This window comes from Actinomycetospora cinnamomea (assembly GCF_003096675.1).
In the GTDB taxonomy this organism is placed as follows: domain Bacteria; phylum Actinomycetota; class Actinomycetes; order Mycobacteriales; family Pseudonocardiaceae; genus Actinomycetospora; species Actinomycetospora cinnamomea.
This window is the reverse complement of the sequence record NZ_QEKW01000016.1, coordinates 24,078-40,039: the sequence shown is the minus strand read 5'-3', so window position 1 is coordinate 40,039 and position 15,962 is coordinate 24,078. Positions and strand designations below refer to the sequence as shown.

General features: G+C 75.3%; 14 protein-coding genes. 6 read left to right on the top strand and 8 right to left on the bottom strand.

Features of this window, described 5'->3' with window-relative positions; genetic code table 11:
• Positions 1-23: 23 nt before the first annotated feature.
• Positions 24-1,220 carry a cytochrome P450 gene (locus tag C8D89_RS22960; protein WP_207787377.1) on the bottom strand — a complete coding sequence of 399 codons (1,197 nt, stop codon included), beginning with the start codon at positions 1,218-1,220 and terminating at the stop codon, positions 24-26.
• Between the two features lie 120 nt (positions 1,221-1,340).
• On the opposite strand from C8D89_RS22960, the gene C8D89_RS22955 reads away from it, so the two are divergent.
• On the top strand, positions 1,341-2,048 hold the full coding sequence (locus C8D89_RS22955) for an SDR family NAD(P)-dependent oxidoreductase (protein WP_116710467.1): 708 nt from the start codon (positions 1,341-1,343) through the stop codon (positions 2,046-2,048).
• 39 nt (positions 2,049-2,087) lie between these two features.
• Here the strand turns inward: C8D89_RS22955 and C8D89_RS22950 are convergent, their stop codons facing one another.
• Positions 2,088-2,975 (bottom strand): LysR family transcriptional regulator, encoded by an 888-nt coding sequence (locus C8D89_RS22950; RefSeq protein ID WP_116710466.1) that lies wholly within the window; start codon positions 2,973-2,975, stop codon positions 2,088-2,090.
• Positions 2,976-3,118: 143 nt separating this feature from the next.
• Between C8D89_RS22950 and solA the strand changes: the two genes are divergently transcribed.
• Positions 3,119-4,327 carry an N-methyl-L-tryptophan oxidase gene (solA, locus tag C8D89_RS22945; RefSeq protein ID WP_165825891.1) on the top strand — a complete coding sequence of 403 codons (1,209 nt, stop codon included), beginning with the start codon at positions 3,119-3,121 and terminating at the stop codon, positions 4,325-4,327.
• 91 nt (positions 4,328-4,418) lie between these two features.
• Entirely contained in the window at positions 4,419-5,333 is a 915-nt protein-coding gene (locus C8D89_RS22940; protein ID WP_116710464.1) for a GDSL-type esterase/lipase family protein, read from the top strand.
• On the opposite strand, the gene C8D89_RS22935 is transcribed toward C8D89_RS22940, so the two are convergent.
• From C8D89_RS22935 to C8D89_RS22910, 6 genes are all read right to left on the bottom strand, one after another.
• Positions 5,330-6,046: a PIG-L deacetylase family protein gene (locus tag C8D89_RS22935; protein WP_116710463.1), complete on the bottom strand. Its 717-nt coding sequence runs from the start codon at positions 6,044-6,046 to the stop codon at positions 5,330-5,332. The two genes, C8D89_RS22940 and C8D89_RS22935, sit on opposite strands and share 4 nt — an antisense overlap.
• Positions 6,047-6,079: 33 nt before the next feature.
• Positions 6,080-6,463 carry an MmcQ/YjbR family DNA-binding protein gene (locus tag C8D89_RS22930; RefSeq protein ID WP_116710462.1) on the bottom strand — a complete coding sequence of 128 codons (384 nt, stop codon included), beginning with the start codon at positions 6,461-6,463 and terminating at the stop codon, positions 6,080-6,082.
• An 8-nt stretch (positions 6,464-6,471) separates the two neighbouring features.
• Entirely contained in the window at positions 6,472-6,609 is a 138-nt protein-coding gene (locus C8D89_RS29480) for a hypothetical protein (protein WP_165825890.1), read from the bottom strand.
• 37 nt (positions 6,610-6,646) lie between these two features.
• On the bottom strand, positions 6,647-8,071 hold the full coding sequence (locus C8D89_RS28820; RefSeq protein ID WP_133252027.1) for a hypothetical protein: 1,425 nt from the start codon (positions 8,069-8,071) through the stop codon (positions 6,647-6,649).
• Between the two features lie 142 nt (positions 8,072-8,213).
• The gene (locus C8D89_RS22915) at positions 8,214-8,996 is read right to left on the bottom strand and encodes an Fpg/Nei family DNA glycosylase (protein WP_116710459.1); all 783 of its coding nucleotides are present in this window, start codon (positions 8,994-8,996) and stop codon (positions 8,214-8,216) included.
• Between the two features lie 40 nt (positions 8,997-9,036).
• Positions 9,037-9,507: a ribose-5-phosphate isomerase gene (locus C8D89_RS22910; protein ID WP_116710458.1), complete on the bottom strand. Its 471-nt coding sequence runs from the start codon at positions 9,505-9,507 to the stop codon at positions 9,037-9,039.
• A gap of 95 nt (positions 9,508-9,602) precedes the next feature.
• Here C8D89_RS22910 and C8D89_RS22905 point away from each other — a divergent pair, with 95 nt between their 5' ends.
• The 3 genes from C8D89_RS22905 (at position 9,603) to C8D89_RS22895 (ending at position 15,947) form a co-directional block, all read left to right on the top strand.
• On the top strand, positions 9,603-12,185 hold the full coding sequence (locus C8D89_RS22905; protein WP_116710457.1) for a glutamate--cysteine ligase: 2,583 nt from the start codon (positions 9,603-9,605) through the stop codon (positions 12,183-12,185).
• A gap of 86 nt (positions 12,186-12,271) precedes the next feature.
• Positions 12,272-14,047 (top strand): N-acetylglutaminylglutamine amidotransferase, encoded by a 1,776-nt coding sequence (locus C8D89_RS22900; protein ID WP_116710456.1) that lies wholly within the window; start codon positions 12,272-12,274, stop codon positions 14,045-14,047.
• Positions 14,048-14,102: 55 nt separating this feature from the next.
• Entirely contained in the window at positions 14,103-15,947 is a 1,845-nt protein-coding gene (locus C8D89_RS22895; protein WP_116710455.1) for a prolyl oligopeptidase family serine peptidase, read from the top strand.
• Positions 15,948-15,962 lie beyond the last annotated feature (15 nt).

Here is a 15,962-nt window from a genome sequence, read left to right as displayed (position 1 = left end):
GGTCCTCCTCGGGTGGTGGTGGATCACCAGGTGACGGGCAGCGCGCGCAGCCCGTGCACCACGGTGGCCGAGCGGAACTCGATCTCGTCGAACGGTATGCCCAGCGCGAGCGGGGGGAAGCGCCGGAACAGGGCGGGGAACGCCACCGCCATCTCCGCGCGGGCCAGCGGGGCGCCGAGGCAGTGGTGCACGCCGTGCCCGAAGGCCAGGTGCGGGGCGACCGTGCGGGTGACGTCGAGCTCGTCGGGGTCGGTGACGGCCGCGGGGTCGCGGTTGGCGGCGGGCAGGCTCAGGACCAGCAGCTCCCTGGCGGCGACGGGCGTGCCGCCGACCGTGGTGTCGTGGCGGACGGTCCGCGGCACGCCGGAGTGCACCACCGACAGGAAGCGCAGCAACTCCTCGATGGCCGGCGCGACGGCGTCGGGCTCGTCGCGGACACGGGCGAGCTGGTCGGGCGCCCGGAGGAGGGCGAGCGTGCCGAGCCCCAGCATGTTGGCCGTCGTCTCGTGGCCGGCGATGAGCAGCAGGTTCGCGACGCCGATGAGCTCGGAGCGCGTGAGGTCGTCGCCGTGCTCGCGCACGAGCATGCCGAGCATGTCCTCGCCCGGCTCGGCGCGGGCGCGGTCGACCAGCTCGCCCATGTACTCGCGACCCTCGACCGCGAGGCGGCCGCGCTCCTCGAGCGGACGGCTGACGTCGAGCTGGCGGGCCGCGCGGCCCTGGAACTCGCCGCGGTCGGTGTACGGGACGCCGAGCAGCTCGCAGATCACCAGGCTGGGCACGGGCAGGGCGAACGCGCTGACGAGCTCGGCCGGCGGGCCCGCGGCGGCCATCGCGTCGAGATGGTCGTCGACGATCTCGGCGATGCGCGGCTCGAGGCGGCGGATGCGCTTGACGGTGAACTCGCCGGTGAGCAGGCGGCGCAGCCGGGTGTGCTCGGGCGGGTCCTGCAGGAGCAGCTGCCCGGCGCGGCGGTCCTCCACGGACTCCTCGTCCGGCAGGGGCAGCGGCGGCATCGAGGCGTTGGAGAAGCGCTCGGCGTCGCCGAGCACCTCGCGCACGTCGGCGTGGCGCGTCACGAGCCGGGCCGTCGTGCCGAACGCGGTGCGGATCGTCGGGAGCCCCGGCTCGTCGCGGGCGGCCTGCGTCTCGGGGACCGGGGCGAACCGGTCGCGCTGCATGTGGCGGGGAATCGTGGGGGTCCCGCTCGTGGTGCTCATCGCCGCTCCCCTGCTCGGAATGGCTCGACCGTACGCGAAGTGGGAGCGCGCTGCCGTTTCTCGGTCCTGAGGTGTCCACCTCACGCGTGCGCTGTCCACGCGGCGGGCACCACCTCTCCCATGAGCGAACGCAACCGCGAGCGCGTCGTCCTCGTAACCGGCGGCGGCCGCGGGCTGGGCCCGGAGATCGCCCGCCAGCTCGTGACGGGCGACGAGCCCTGCACCGCGGTGGTCGCGGCGCGCGACGCCCAGGCCGGCGCATCGGTGGCGAAGGAGCTGGGCGAGCACGCCTGGCCGCTGACCCTCGACGTCACCGACCCCGAGTCGGTGCAGGCCGCGGTGGAGGCCGTCGACCGCCGGCACGGGCACCTCGACGCCCTCGTGAACAACGCCGCGGCGCACTACGACGCGGGCTCGGACCCCGTGGTCGAGGACCTCGAGATCGCCGACGGCGCGTGGCGCACGAACGTGCTCGCGCCCTGGCGGCTCACGCAGGCGTTCGTCCCGCTGCTGCGCGCCGGGCACGAACCGGTGATCGTCAACGTCACCAGTGGGCTGGGCTCGCTGACGCGGATGGGCGCGACCTCACCCGCCTACAGCGTGTCGAAGGCCGGGGTCAACGCGCTGACCCGGGTGTTCGCCGACGCGCTGACCCGCGACGGCATCGCGGTGCACGCCGTGTCGCCGGGCTGGACCGCCACCGACATGGGAGGCCCGAGCGGGCGCCCGGTGGCCGACGGCGCGGCCGGGATCGTCGAGGTAGTCCGCTACCCCGCCTCGTTCCCCTCCGGCTCGTTCCTCCAGGACGGCGAGCACGTGCCCTGGTGACCCATGTGAGCGGATTTCCCGGCTACAGCCGGGCCGCTCTCACGGGGCGGAGGCGCGGGCCGCGTCGACGAAGTGCGCCACGGCCGGCGAGTGGTCGTTGCGGCGCCAGGCGACCTGCAGCGACACCATCGGGACCTCGCCCGACAGCGGGCGGAACACCACGCCGGGCGGGCGCAGGTTCGCGTAGTAGGCCGGCTGCAGCGACACGCCCAGCCCGGCGGCGACGAGCCCGAGCTGGGTCTCGATGTCCGCGCCCTCGGCGACGATCCGCGGGCTGAAACCGTGGTCGCGGCAGTACGCGGTGATGATGTCGAAGAACGCCCGGCCCAGCGGGCGCGGCCAGAGCACGAAGGGCTCCTCGGCCAGGGCCGCGGGGTCGATCTCGTCCTCCCCGGCGAGGGGGTGGTCGCCCGGCAGCGCGGCCAGCAGTGGCTCGGAGACGAGGTGCTCGACCGCCACCGTCGCCGTCGGCGACGCCGCCCGCACCACGCCCACGTCGAGACGGCCGTCGGCGAGCGCGACGAGCTGCGCGGCCGTGTCCTGCTGGGAGACCTCGAGCTGCAGGTCGGGGAACGACGCCCGCATCGCCCGCAGGATGCGCGGGGTGATCGAGGCCAGCGCCGTGCCCACCGACCCGACGACGAGCAGCCCCACCGCCCCGTTCGCCGCCTGCGTGACCAGCGACTGCGCCCGCTCGGCCTCGAACAGCACGCGCGGCGCGGCGTCCAGGAGCACCCGTCCCGCCGGCGTGAGCTCGGTGGCGCGGCTCGAGCGGTCGAACAACGCCGCACCGAGGGTCTTCTCGAGCGCCCGGATCTGCTGCGACAGCGCGGGCTGGCTGACGTGCAGCCGCCGGGCGGCGCGGCTGAAGTGCAGCTCCGAAGCGACGGTGAGGAACACCCGCAGCTGGCGCAGCTCGACGTCCATGCGGTCGATCCTGCCCCGCCGGACCGCTCATAAGCCCTCCCTGATGGGAGCAGTGGCAGGGCGCATCGCCGATCCACACCGCACGGAGGGGTGACGGGCGAAGGTGAGGGCACCACCGGCAGCGCCGACCCGGAGCGATCACCGTGCACAGCACTCGATCACGGTCCGACCACCGCTACGTCGTCGTCGGCTGTGGAGGCCTCGGCTCCGCCGCCGCCTACTGGCTCTCCCGCGCGGCGGGGGGCCGCGTGCTGGTCCTCGAGCGCCACACCCTCGGCCACGACCACGGCGCGAGCCAGGACCACTCGCGGATCATCCGCTACGCCCAGCACCAGGACGCCTACGCCGCCCTCGCCCCCGCCGCGTACGCCGCCTGGCGCGACCTCGAGCGGGTCTCCGGGCAGACGCTGGTCGCCGAGACCGGCGGGCTGGTGATCGAGGACGTGGAGTCCCGGCTGGGGCTCGCCACCGTGGGCCGCAACCTCGGCGGCTACGCGGCCGTCGCCGACCGCCACGGCGTCGACTTCGAGCTGCTCGACGCCCGCGGGGTGATGCGGCGCTGGCCCCAGTTCCACCTCCACGGCACCGAGGAGGCCTTCTACCAGCGACGCACGGGCGTCGTCGACGCCCGCCGCGCCGACGCCACCCACGTCGCCCTGGCCCGCGGGCACGGCGCGGAGGTCCGCGAGCACTCCCCCGTCCGGGCCCTGCGCCCCACCGCCGGGCACGTCGAGGTCGTGCTCGACGACGAGGTGATCCGCGCCGAGCACGTCGTCGTCACCGCCGACGCCCGCACCAACGAGGTGCTCGACGGCCTGATCCGGCTCCCGCTGACGGTCACCCAGGAGCAGGTCACCTCCTACGCCACGCCGAACCTGCTCGACTTCTCGTCGGCGCGCTTCCCGGTGTTCACGTGGCACGGCGCGGACGACTTCCACGACTTCCACGGCTTCCCGGTGCACGGCGAGGTGGCCACGAAGCTGGGCCAGCACAGCGGCGGGCACGAGGTCCCCGCCGACACCCGCACCGACGAACCCGACCCCCTGCGGCGGAAGCGCCAGGAGGCCTTCCTCGCCGAGCACCTCCCCGGCTTCGGCGGCCCGGAGCTGTCCACGAGGACCCGCCTCTGCACGATCGCGCCCGACCAGCACGACGTCATCGACACGGTGCCCGGAACGCCGCGCGTGAGCGTCGCCGTAGGGGCGGGGCACGCGTTCACGTTCGCCTCGCTGATCGGGCGGATCCTCGCCGACCTCGCCACGACGGGGACCACCCGCCACCCCATCGGCGCGTTCGCCCTCGACCGCCCCGCCCTGACCGATCCGTGCGCTCCGCGCACCTCGTGTGGGTGATCGTGCCGCCGCGACGGCGTGACGTCCCGGCCTCCTGTGGGTGTCGAGGCCGACACTGACCGGCGTCGATCTCGGGCGGAGGGGTGACGCGATGCGGACGCGGTCGGTCGTGGCGGCGGTGCTCGTGGGCGCGGCGCTGGCCCTGGTCCCGGCGGTGCCCGTCGCGGCGCTGCCCGCCGGGAGCCCCGCCTCCGGCGGCGACGGCGCCCGCCGGGTGGCGCTCGGCGACTCGTGGGCCGCCGGCACCGCGGCCGGCGGGGTCGAGGCCGCCTCGGGCACGTGCCGGCGCAGCGTCCTGGCCTACCCTGCGGTGATCGCCCGGGCGGGCGGCGAGACCTTCTGGACCTCGCGGGCGTGCGCGTCGTCCACCGGCGGCGGCAACGACCAGTTCACCTCGCTGACCCCGGCCACCGAGGTCGTCAGCGCGACCGTCGGCGCCGACGCGACGGGCCTCGGCGCCCTCGCCGCCGCGTGCTCGGCCGCCGGCACCGCCGCGCGGTGCGACGCCGCCGCGGCCCGCTTCGACCAGGCCCTGGCGTCCCTGCCCGGTGCCCTGGACACCGCCCTCGCCGACATGCGCCGGCGCGCGCCCCGCGCCGCGGTCAGCATCACCGGCTACCCGTTGCTCGCCGAGGGCCGCGCGTGCCCCGCCGGCCCGGCCGACATCTCCCGCGCCACGCGCCTCGACGACGCGGTGACCCGGCTCGACGGCGTCCTCGCCGAACGGGCCGTCGCCGCCGGGATGCGCTTCGTCGACGTGCGCGACACCTTCCGCGGGCACGGGGTCTGCGCGCCCGAGCCGTGGCTCACGCCGCTGACCGGCGCCGACACCCTGCTCGCCGGCGCCCCCACCGCGAGCGGCCACGCGCTGGGCATGGTGGCCGCTCTCGCCGCGCCCGCCGCGGCTGCCCCGCCGCCGGCCACCACACCACCGAGCGCCACCGCGGCCCCGCCCGTCGACGGTCGCGGCGCCGAGGCCGGCGGGCTCCCGCTGTTCACCGGCTAACCGAAGACCTCGAACCGCACCTGCACCGGCCCGTCCTCGCCGCCCGTGGTCATGAGGACGATGTCGCGGGCCTGCTCGGCGACGGGGCGCGGGTCCAGCGCGGCGAGGTAGGCCTTCTGCTCCGACAGGGAGGCGATGGCGGCGTCGCGCCAGCCCGTCACGTCCACGGCATGGGTGGGCTGCGGCGAGTGGGCCACGGCGACGTGCCGCACGCCTGGCCACGGTTCGAAGCCCTCGTCGACGAGCTCGGGGAAGATCCACGCGTTGCCGGCGTCGCCCACCGCGTCGAGTGTCGCGCGGCCGACCGCCCGGTGGTCGGCGCTGTTCCACATACCGGGGCCGAAGGTCTCGTGGTGATTCGTGACCACGACCAGCTCGGGACGCGCGCGCCGGATCTCCCTCGCCAGGTCACGGCGCAGGTCGAGGCCCTCGGTGACGACGCCGTCACGGTGGCCGAGGAAGCGCAGGTCGTGCACCCCGACCGCCGCGGCGCTGCGCCGCTCCTCGTCCTCGCGGATGGCGGCGGCGCTCTCCGGGGGCGTGCCGGCCATGCCGGCCTCGCCGCGGGTGACCAGCACGTACGACACGGACCGGCCCGCCGCGGTCCACGCCGCGACGGCCGCGGCCGTGCCGTACTCGAGGTCGTCGGGGTGCGCGGCCACGGCGAGGGCGCGTGACCAGTCGTCGGGCAGGGGCGGCAGCTCGTCACTCACGTCAGGAGCGTGCGACCTCGACCATGGTCGAGGTCAAGGGCCGTGGGTCTCGAGCTGCGCGACCAGACGGCGCGGGGCCGTGCACCGGTAGGCGTCGGTGACGACCTCGCGGATCTCGTCCCAGTCCGGGCCGCCGGCGACGTCGAGGCGCATCCCCAGCCACCCGCGGTGCCCGACGTAGGGCGGGACGAAGAACCGGTCGGGCTCGGCGGCGACCATCTCGGCCTGGGCGCCCTCGGGCGCGGCCGCCCAGAGCGAGAGGTGCGGGTCGCCGTGGTGGCGGCCGACCCAGCTCACGAACATCCTGCGCACGAACCAGCTCGGCGAGCCGTGGCTGATCTTCTCGGTGACCTCGGGCAGCGCGAGGCACACCGCACGCAGCCGCTCGACCAGCACGTCCGGGTCCACATCGGACATGGTGGCGGCTACAGCAGCGCGCTCACCAGGGTGGCGAGGACGAACACGGCGAGCACGATGACCGTCGTCACGCGGATCCACGGGCGGTGCGGCGTCGAGACGTCGGGCTCCGAGACGCCCTCGGTGGGATCGGTGCGCTTGCTCATCGCGCTCCTCGGTGGCCGGAACCGGACGATGCCCAGGCTACCGGCCACCGCGGACACCGACGGCCGGCGCCTCGTCGCTCGCGTGCCGCCCGCGGGTCCGCTCCCCGCCGAGGCGTCGGGCCGCGACGGGGTCCTCCACGTCGGCCCGGTGTCGCGCGCGGGGCGTCGGCACGGCGCCGTCGGGGGCCGCGTGGGCCCCGCTCCGGCGGTGCGCCGCCGGTCGCTCGCCGCCCGACTCCCCGATCGGTCCCGTGCCGACCCGCGGCAGGCCGCCGGACGGTGTGGGCCGGGCGGGGCGGGCCTCGCGACGTCTCGGCGCGGCGGCGCGCGACGGCCCGAAGGACAGCGCCGATCCGAACTCCGCGGGGACGGGCACGCCGCCGGTCGGGGCCTGCCGGGACGGGGACGGGGACGCCGCACGGACGGTGAAGGCGTCGGTCGTCTCCTCCGGCGCCGGGGCGGCCGGACGCGGCGTCGGCCCGGCCGCGCGCCGCGGCGACGGGTCGGGGGCCGCGGACGAAGGTGCCGGCCGTGCAGGGGTCGAGCGCGTCGGCCCCGGGCGTGCGGGGGCCGGGGGTGCCGGAGCCGGGGGTGCCGGGGTCGGGCGTGCGGGGGCCGGCGACACGAGGGCCATCGCGGGCACCGCAGCGAGCGTCGCTGCCGGCGCCGGGGACCCCGTAGACGACGGCGTGGGGGTCGACGTCGGGACCGACGTCGGGGTCGACGTCACGGTCGCCGCCGCCGGCGTCGGTGCGGGCAGAGGGGCCGGCTTCGGCGCCGCCTGCGGTGCCGGCTTCGGCGCCGGCTTCGGCGCCGCCTGCGGGGCCGGCTTCGGCGCCGCCTGCGGTGCCGGCTTCGGCGCCGGCGTCGGGACCGGCGTCGGCGCCGCCTGCGGGGCCGGCTTCGGCGCCGGCGTCGGGACCGGCGTCGGCGGGGCCGGAGCGGGCGTCGGGGACGGTTGGAGCGCCGGCGTCGGGGCCCCCGGGGCGGGCGCTGCGGTGGTCACCGGCTCGGGGACCGCCGTCGCTCCCGTCGCTCCCGTTGCTCCCGCACGCCGAGCGCGGATGGCGACCCTGGTCGGCTCGGAGGGGGCGGCCTCGGCGGGCGGCGACGCGCCCTCGTCCGGCGCGGGCCCGGACGGCGGGTCCGGCGCCGCGGTGTCCGCCCGCGGCCGGGGGCGGGCGGGGCGCACGGGCACCGGGACGATCTCGTCGAGCGGGGCGGGCGCCGGCACCGGGGCCGGGGTGGGGCGACGGCGGGCGCGGAGGCGCTGGGCCACGGCCGAGACGAGGTAGGCCACGCCCACCACGCTCCAGAACGCGACCACCACCAGCTGCAGCACGGTCGGCGGGTCGGAGAGCATCGCCAGCTGCACGCCGGCGACGGCGAGTCCGGCCAGGCCGAGCACCACGGCGAAGCGCGAGCGGGTGGTCATCTGCCAGCGCGGGCGGGACCGGGCCACGCACACCTCCTCGGGGAGCCCAGGGCTCCGGTCACCCGACAGGACACACGGGATGGACGCGCGGCCCGCTGCCCCCTCCACGGACGGCGCACGTGTCACCCCACTGGGTGATGGATCGTACGCGCGGCGCGAAACGTAACGGTCAGGTCGCGGCCTGACACTCCGGGCACCAGAAGAGGTTGCGGCTGGCGTGCGTCCGGCGCTGGACCTCCGTGCCGCACACCCGACACGGCTGCCCCGTCCGGCGGTACACGTAGTACTCCCGCCCGCCGCCGTCCCGGTGCTCGGGACGCACGGTGTCGATCACGCCACGACGCACTCCGTCGGCGAGGAGCACCACCAGGTCGGCCCACACGGCGTCGAAGCGCTCCCGCCCGAGGTCCCGTCCGGGCAGCAGCGGGTCCAGCCCGTGCCGGAAGAGCACCTCGGCCCGGTAGACGTTGCCGACGCCGGCCATCACCGACTGGTCCATGAGCAACGTCGCCAGCGGGGCCCGCGACCGCCCGATGCGCGCCCACGCCGCCTCCGGGTCGGCGTCGTCGCGCAGCGGGTCGGGGCCGAGCCGCGCGCGGATGCCGTCGACCTCGCCCTCGGTGAGCACCTCGCACGCGATCGGACCGCGCAGGTCGGTCCAGTGCGTCGGCCCCACGAGGCGCATCCGCACCTGGCCGCGCGGCGGCGTCACGTCCCCGGTGTGCATCGTGAACTTGCCGTAGAGCCCGAGGTGGACGTGCACGACGAGGTCGTCGGCGTAGACGTGGAAGAGGTGCTTGCCGTGCGCGTCGGCCGCCCGCAGCACCCGGCCGTCCACCAGCTCCGCGTCGCGGGCGAAGCGCCCCTGCGGCGAGGAGACGGCCACCTCGTGGCCCACGAACCGGCGCGCGTGGGTCCGCGCGAGACGCCGGACGGTGTGGCCTTCGGGCACCGGGCCCGCCTACCCCGGGGCGGGCGGGTTCAGACGCGGGTCAGTCCTCGGGAAGCGCGGGCGGCTCGCCGGTGCGCTCGTACTCGGTGAGCATGTCGATGCGGCGCTGGTGACGCCCGCCCTCGAACGGCGCGGCGAGGAACGCGGTGACGATCTCGGTCGCGGCCTCCGCCGTGTGCATCCGGGCGCCGATGGACACGACCTGCGCGTCGTTGTGGCGCCGGGCGAGCTGCGCGGTCTCGACGCTCCACGCCAGCGCGGCCCGGCAGCCGGGCACCTTGTTGGCCGCGATCTGCTCGCCGTTGCCCGACCCGCCGATCACCACGCCGAGGCTGCCCGCGGCGGCCACGGTCCGGCGTCCGGTCTCCACGCAGAACGGCGGGTAGTCGTCCGCGGGGTCGTACTCGACGGGCCCGACATCGACGACGTCGTGGCCGGCCTTCGCCAGCTCGCGCAGCAGATGGGCCTTGAGGTCGAACCCCGCGTGGTCCGAACCGAGGAAGACGCGCACGCGCGCAGTCTCGCAGGTGTGACGCGGGCCGCCGCGCGGGCCGTGGGAAGGACCTCGGAAACACGCCCGTGACACACCACTCGTAGTTTGCGCACATGGGAGCGCGACCGTCGGACCGCCGTCTGCCACCCGCGCCCGAGGTCGTCCTGGGCGTCGAGGAGGAGTTCCACCTCGTCGATCTCGAGACGCGGTCGGCGGTGCCGCGCGTCCCGGAGCTGCTCGACGAGCTGCAGGCCCTCGACGGCGACGCGTTCGCCGCGGAGCTCAAGCCCTCGATCATCGAGACCAACTCGCGCCCCACCCACGACCTCGCCGACCTGCGCACCGAGCTCGTGCGCCTGCGCGGGATGCTCGCCCACATCGCCGACGGCCGGGGGCTCGGCGTGGTCGGCGCGGGCACCGTGCCGCTGATCGACGGCTCGGCCGAGGGCATCACCGCCTCGCCGCGCTACGAGCGGATGCGCGACGAGTACCAGGTGCTCGCCTTCGAGCAGCAGATCTGCGGCACGCAGGTGCACGTCGACGTCCCCGACCGCGACGCGGCGATCACGGTGATGCAGCACAGCGCGCCCTGGCTGCCGGTGCTCCTCGCGCTCTCGGCCAGCTCGCCGTTCTGGAAGGGACAGGACACCGGGTACGCGAGCTCGCGCACCCTCGCGTGGCACCGCTGGCCCACCGCGGGGCCGCCCGCGCCCCTGCGCGACGCGGCCGACTACGACGCGCTCATCGCCGACCTGCTCGCCTCCGGGACGATGTCCGACCCCGGCATGGTCTATTTCGACATGCGGCCCTCGGCGCACCAGGACACGGTCGAGCTGCGTATCTGCGACGCCGGGCCCAGCGTCGACGGCGTCGTGCTCGTCGCGGGCCTGGCCCGGGCGCTGGTGCGCCACGGCGTGCGCGCCCACCTCGCGGGCCGCCCCAGCCCCCGGTACCGCCCCGAGCTCCTGCGCGCGGCGAGCTGGCGCGCCGCGCGCTCGGGTCTCGAGGGCGACCTCGTCGACGTGCGCGGGCGCGAGCTCGTCCCGCCGTCGCGGGCGGTGCGCCTGCTGCTCGAGCACCTCGACGACGAGCTGGACGAGGCCGGCGACCGCGACGTCGTGCACGAGCTCGCCGTCGACGCCCTCGCGCGCGGCAGCTCGGCGGCACGCCAGCGCCAGCGCGCCAACCGCAGCGGGACCCTCGAGGCCGTCGTCGACATGCTCGTCGCCGAGACCCGCGGGGCCCCCGACTCCCCCGTCGACGCGCCCGTCTCCGAGACCGTCGCCCCGGTCCTGCTCGCCGACTACGCGCCCGCCGCGTACGACGAGGCCGTCGCCGAGGACGGCACCGTCCGCCCGGCGTACTCCTGGCTCGTCTCGACCCTCGAGCGGATCGGGCCCTCGGGGCTGCTCGTGCACGAGAAGAGCCGCGACGCCGAGCAGCGCGCCCGCGGCATGCTCTTCCCGCAGGACGACGACGCCGAGCGCCTGTTCCCCCTCGACCTCGTGCCGCGCCTGATCACGCCCGGCGAGTGGGAGACGCTGACCGCGGGTCTCGTGCAGCGCGCCCGCACCTGCGAGGCGCTGCTGCAGGACCTGCACGGCGAGCGCGCCTGCCTGCACGACGGCGTCCTGCCCGAGGCGGCGCTGCGGTGGATCCCCCAGCCGCACGAGGCGGCGATGAACCTGCATCCCGGTGCCGTGCGCGCGCTGGTCAGCGGTCTGGATCTGGTGTGCGACGGCGAGGGCGAGTGGAAGGTCCTCGAGGACAACCTGCGCATCCCGTCGGGCATCGGCTACGCGCTGGCCGACCGGCGGGTGGTGCGCAGCGTGCTGCCCGAGCTGCAGGCGCCCCACGGGGTGCTCGACGCCGACGAGGGCCCGGCGATGCTGCGCGAGGCGCTGCTGGCGAGCGCGCCGCCCGCCGCGGGCCACGACCCCGTCCTGGCCGTCGTCACCGAGGGGCCCAGCGACGCCGCCTACTTCGAGCACCGCATGCTCGCCGAGGAGATGGGCGTCCCGCTGCTCACGCCCGGCGAGCTGCGGGCGGCGGCCGGCATGATCACGATCGCGGAGAACGGGCGGCCCGTCGACGTGCTCTACCGGCGCATCGACGAGGAGGTGCTCTTCGACGCCCGGGACGCCGAGGGCGTGCGGCTCGGTGGGCCGGTCCAGGAGGCCGTGCGGACCGGGCGCCTCACCCTGTCCAACGCGCCGGGCAACGGGCTGGTCGACGACAAGGGCGTCTACCCCTTCATCTCCGCGCTGACCGAGTTCTACTTCGGCGAGAAGGCGACGCTCGCGGCTGTCCCGACCTGGTCGTGCGCCGACCCCGACCAGCGCGAGCACGTCCTCGACCACCTCGAGGAGCTGGTGATCAAGCCCGTCGACGGCTACGGCGGGCAGGGCATCGTGGTCGGCCCGTACGCGAGCGCCGAGGAGCTCGAGCAGGTCGCGGCGGAGGTCCGCGCGCATCCCGCCGGGTTCGTGGCCCAGGAGACCGTCCGGATCTCCACCCACCCCACGTTCACGGGCGCGGTGCTGGAGCCCCGGGTGGTCGACCTGCGTGCGTTCGTCGTGCTCGCGCCCACCCCGACGGTGCTCCCGACCCCGCTCACCCGGGTCGCGCCGGCCGACTCCCTCGTGGTCAACTCCTCGCGCGGCGGGGGCTCGAAGGACACCTGGATTTTGCGCTGACGCCCTATCGGAGTGCTGCGTGAACTGTGAGTGCTTGTCCGTGCCAGAGCACGGAAAGGCACTCACACGCCGACGGAGGAGGCAAAGTGTGCGGCATCGCCGGTGAGTTCCGATTCGACGGCCGGGCGGCCGAGGCGGCGACGGTGCTCGACATGGCCCGCGTGCTCGAGCCGCGCGGACCCGACGGCTGGGGCATCGTCGGCCACGGCCCGCTGGCGCTCGCCCACCAGCGCCTGAAGATCATCGACCTGTCGGAGACCGGCGCCCAGCCGATGGTCGACAGCGAGCTCGGCCTGACCGCGGTCTTCAACGGGATCATCTACAACTACAAGGAGCTCCGCGAGCAGCTGCACGCCGAGGGCTACCGGTTCTTCTCGACCTCGGACACCGAGGTGGTGCTCAAGGCCATCCACCGGTGGGGCAAGGCGTGCGTCGAGCACTTCAAGGGCATGTTCGCGTTCGCGGTCGCCGACCGGCGCACCGGCGAGCTGGTCCTCGGCCGCGACCGTCTGGGGATCAAGCCGCTCTACGTCGCGCATGTGCCGGGCGCGGTGCGCTTCGCGTCGTCGCTGCCCGCCCTGCTCGCGGGCGGCGGGGTCAACACCGACGTCGACCGCGTCTCCCTGCACCACTACATGAGCTTCCACTCCGTGGTGCCCGCGCCGCGGACGATCCTGCAGGGCGTGCGCAAGCTGCCGCCGGCCACGGTCCGCACCGTCTCGCCCGACGGCGGCACCGACGACTGGACCTACTGGGAGCCCTCGTTCGTCCGCGACCGGGAGCGCTCGGCCGAGGAGTGGGCGGAGACCGCGCTGAGCTCGCTGCGCACCGCCGTCGAGCGGCGCATGGTCGCCGACGTCCCGGTGGGCGTGCTGCTCTCCGGCGGCATCGACTCGTCGATCGTCGTGGCCCTGCTCGCCGAGATGGGACAGAAGGACCTCAAGACCTTCTCGATCGGCTTCGAGTCCGAGGCGGGTGAGGCCGGCGACGAGTTCGACTACTCCGACCTCGTCGCGCAGACCTACGGCACCGACCACGTCAAGTTCACGGTGGCGAAGCACGAGACCGACGACGCTCTCGAGGGCGCCGTCGCGGCGATGGCCGAGCCGATGGTCAGCCACGACGTCGTCGCCTTCTACCTGCTGTCCCGCGAGGTCTCGAAGTCGATCAAGGTCGTGCAGTCCGGACAGGGCGCCGACGAGATCCTCGGCGGCTACGACTGGTACCCGCCGCTGGCCGGCGTGCCCCGCGCCGACGCCGTCGAGGCCTACCAGAAGTCGTTCTTCGACCGCCCGCACGCCGAGGTCGCGGAGCTGCTGGCGCCGGGCGCGCTCGTCGACTCCGACGTCAGCCGCGCGTTCGTCGCCGAGCACTTCGCCCGCCCGGGCGCGGACTCCGCCGTCGACGCCGCGCTGCGCCTCGACACCACGATCATGCTGGTCGACGACCCGGTGAAGCGCGTCGACAACATGACCATGGCGTGGGGCCTCGAGGCGCGCGTCCCGTTCCTCGACCACGAGTTCGTCGAGACGATGGGAGCCTGCCCGCCGGAGTACAAGCTCGCCGACGGCGGCAAGGGCGTGCTCAAGGCCGCGGCGCGCGGGGTGCTGCCCGACGAGATCATCGACCGGAGGAAGAGCTACTTCCCCGTCCCGGCGATCCGCCAGCTCTCGGGGCCGGTGCTCGAGCGGGTCCGCGCGGCCCTCACCGACCCGGCGGCCCGCTCGCGCGGGCTCTTCCGCGCCGACGCGGTGGAGAAGATGCTCGACGACCCCAATTCGGGCCGGACCAACCTCGGCGCCAACGCCCTCTGGCAGGTGGCCCTGCTCGAGATGTGGCTGCAGGCACACGGCATCACCTGACGTACCGTTCCGGGGTACTGGCCTGCGTCGCCCGAACCCGAGGAGGCCCCGCCCGGTGGACGAGTGGATCAGCGCCACGCGCTGCTGGTCGCCCAGCCCCTCCCCCGACGGGACCGCGATCGCGTTCGTGTGGGACGGCGACGGCCGGCCGCAGGTCCGCCTGCACCGCCGGGCCACCGGCGAGGAGTGGTCGATCGACACGGGCGAGGACCTCGTGTCCACCGTCCGCTGGTCCCCGGACGGGGCCTGGCTCGCCCTCGAGACCGCCCCCGACGGCGGGGAGCGCACCAACGTCTCGATCATCCGCCCCGACGGCAGCGACCTGCGGGCCGTGCGCGGCGTCGGCGACGGCGACCGCGGGGCGGTGAGCCTCGACCGTTTCACCCACACCGGTTCGGTCCTCGCGATCACCGAGTCCGACATCGAGACCACCACCGCGTGGCTGGTCGACGCCGACTCGTCGCAGCGCCAGCGGCTCGGTTCGGGGCACGCCCTGAAGATCCTCGACGTGAGCCGGGACCGGCGGCGCGCGCTGCTGCGCCGCGGCCGCCGCGGATCGCGTCACGTCGGCATCGTCGACCTCGACGGCACCGAGGGCTGGCACGAGATCGACTCGCTGCGCGGCCCCGGCGGGCCCCCCGGGGCGGTGGAGCACCCGGTCGCCATCACGTGGGACTCCAGCGTCGTCGCGGGCCGGTTCACGCCCGACGGCACGAGGATGCTGCTGCTCACCGACGGCGGGCGGGAGCGGACGGCCCTGGTGGCCGTGGACGTCGCCACCGACGCGAGCCCGATGACGCCCGAGGTCCTCGCCGAGCGCGAGGACGCCGACCTCGAGGCCTTCGCGCTCACCGAGGACGGCGCGCTCGCCGCCCTCGTGTGGAACGTCGCGGGGCGCAGTGAGGTCGACCTGCTCGACATCGCCACCGGCAAGTCCACGCCCTACGCCCCACCCGGCGACGTCGTCACCAGCGCCGTGTTCAGCCACGACGGCGACTCGCTGGTCATGGGCATCCAGTCACCCGAGGTGCCCGCCGCCGTGTGGTGCCACGAGCTGTCGTCGGACACCACCGCGCTGATCTGCCCGCAGGAGGAGCCGGCCTGGTCGCCCGGCCAGCTCGTGCACCCGTCGCTCGAGGTCGTCACCACGCCCGACGGGCTGCGCCTGCCCGGCTGGCTGTACCGCCCACGCGGGCAGGCGGGCCCGCTGCCGACCGTGATCTACCTGCACGGGGGCCCGGAGGCCCAGGAGCGCCCGGTCTTCACCCCGCTCTACCAGCACCTGCTCGCCCGCGGAATCGCCGTCTACGCCGCGAACGTCCGCGGGTCCTCGGGGTTCGGCCGCTCGTTCGTCAACGCCGACAACGGCGCGGGCCGCTTCGCGGCGATCCGCGACGTCGCCACCTGCGCGGAGCACCTCGTCCGCACCGGGGTCGCCGACCGCGACCGCGTCGGCGTCATGGGCCGCTCCTACGGCGGCTACCTGACCCTGGCCGCGCTCGTCAACCACCCCGAGCTCTTCGCGGTCGGCATCGACGTGTGCGGCATGGCCGACTTCGAGACCTTCTTCGCCCGCACCGAGCCGTGGATCGCCGATGCCGCGGTCGGCGAGTACGGGCACCCGATCCACGACCGCAACCTGCTGCGCGAGCTCTCCCCCGTGCACCGCATGGAGCACCTCCGCGCGCCCCTGCTCGTCGTGCACGGGCGCTGGGACACCAACGTGCCGGTGCACGAGGCCGAGCTCGCCGTCCACGGCGCGAAGGCCGCGGGCGTGCCGCTGAAGTACCTGCTCTTCGACGACGAGGGCCACGAGATCCAGCGCACCGAGAACCGCGTGCGCTTCATCCACGAGTGCACCGACTGGCTGGAGACGCACCTTTGCCCTTCGGGCTCGTGAGTGCTTGCCCGTGCC

What these genes read in the sequence shown, in the direction of transcription:
- C8D89_RS22960 (WP_207787377.1), bottom strand. Translation starts at nt 1,220, where the DNA reads ATGAGCACCACGAGCGGGACCCCCACGATTCCCCGCCACATGCAGCGC.
- C8D89_RS22955 (WP_116710467.1), top strand. Translation starts at nt 1,341, where the DNA reads ATGAGCGAACGCAACCGCGAGCGCGTCGTCCTCGTAACCGGCGGCGGC.
- C8D89_RS22950 (WP_116710466.1), bottom strand. Translation starts at nt 2,975, where the DNA reads ATGGACGTCGAGCTGCGCCAGCTGCGGGTGTTCCTCACCGTCGCTTCG.
- C8D89_RS22940 (WP_116710464.1), top strand. Translation starts at nt 4,419, where the DNA reads ATGCGGACGCGGTCGGTCGTGGCGGCGGTGCTCGTGGGCGCGGCGCTG.
- C8D89_RS22930 (WP_116710462.1), bottom strand. Translation starts at nt 6,463, where the DNA reads ATGTCCGATGTGGACCCGGACGTGCTGGTCGAGCGGCTGCGTGCGGTG.
- C8D89_RS29480 (WP_165825890.1), bottom strand. Translation starts at nt 6,609, where the DNA reads ATGAGCAAGCGCACCGATCCCACCGAGGGCGTCTCGGAGCCCGACGTC.
- C8D89_RS22905 (WP_116710457.1), top strand. Translation starts at nt 9,603, where the DNA reads ATGGGAGCGCGACCGTCGGACCGCCGTCTGCCACCCGCGCCCGAGGTC.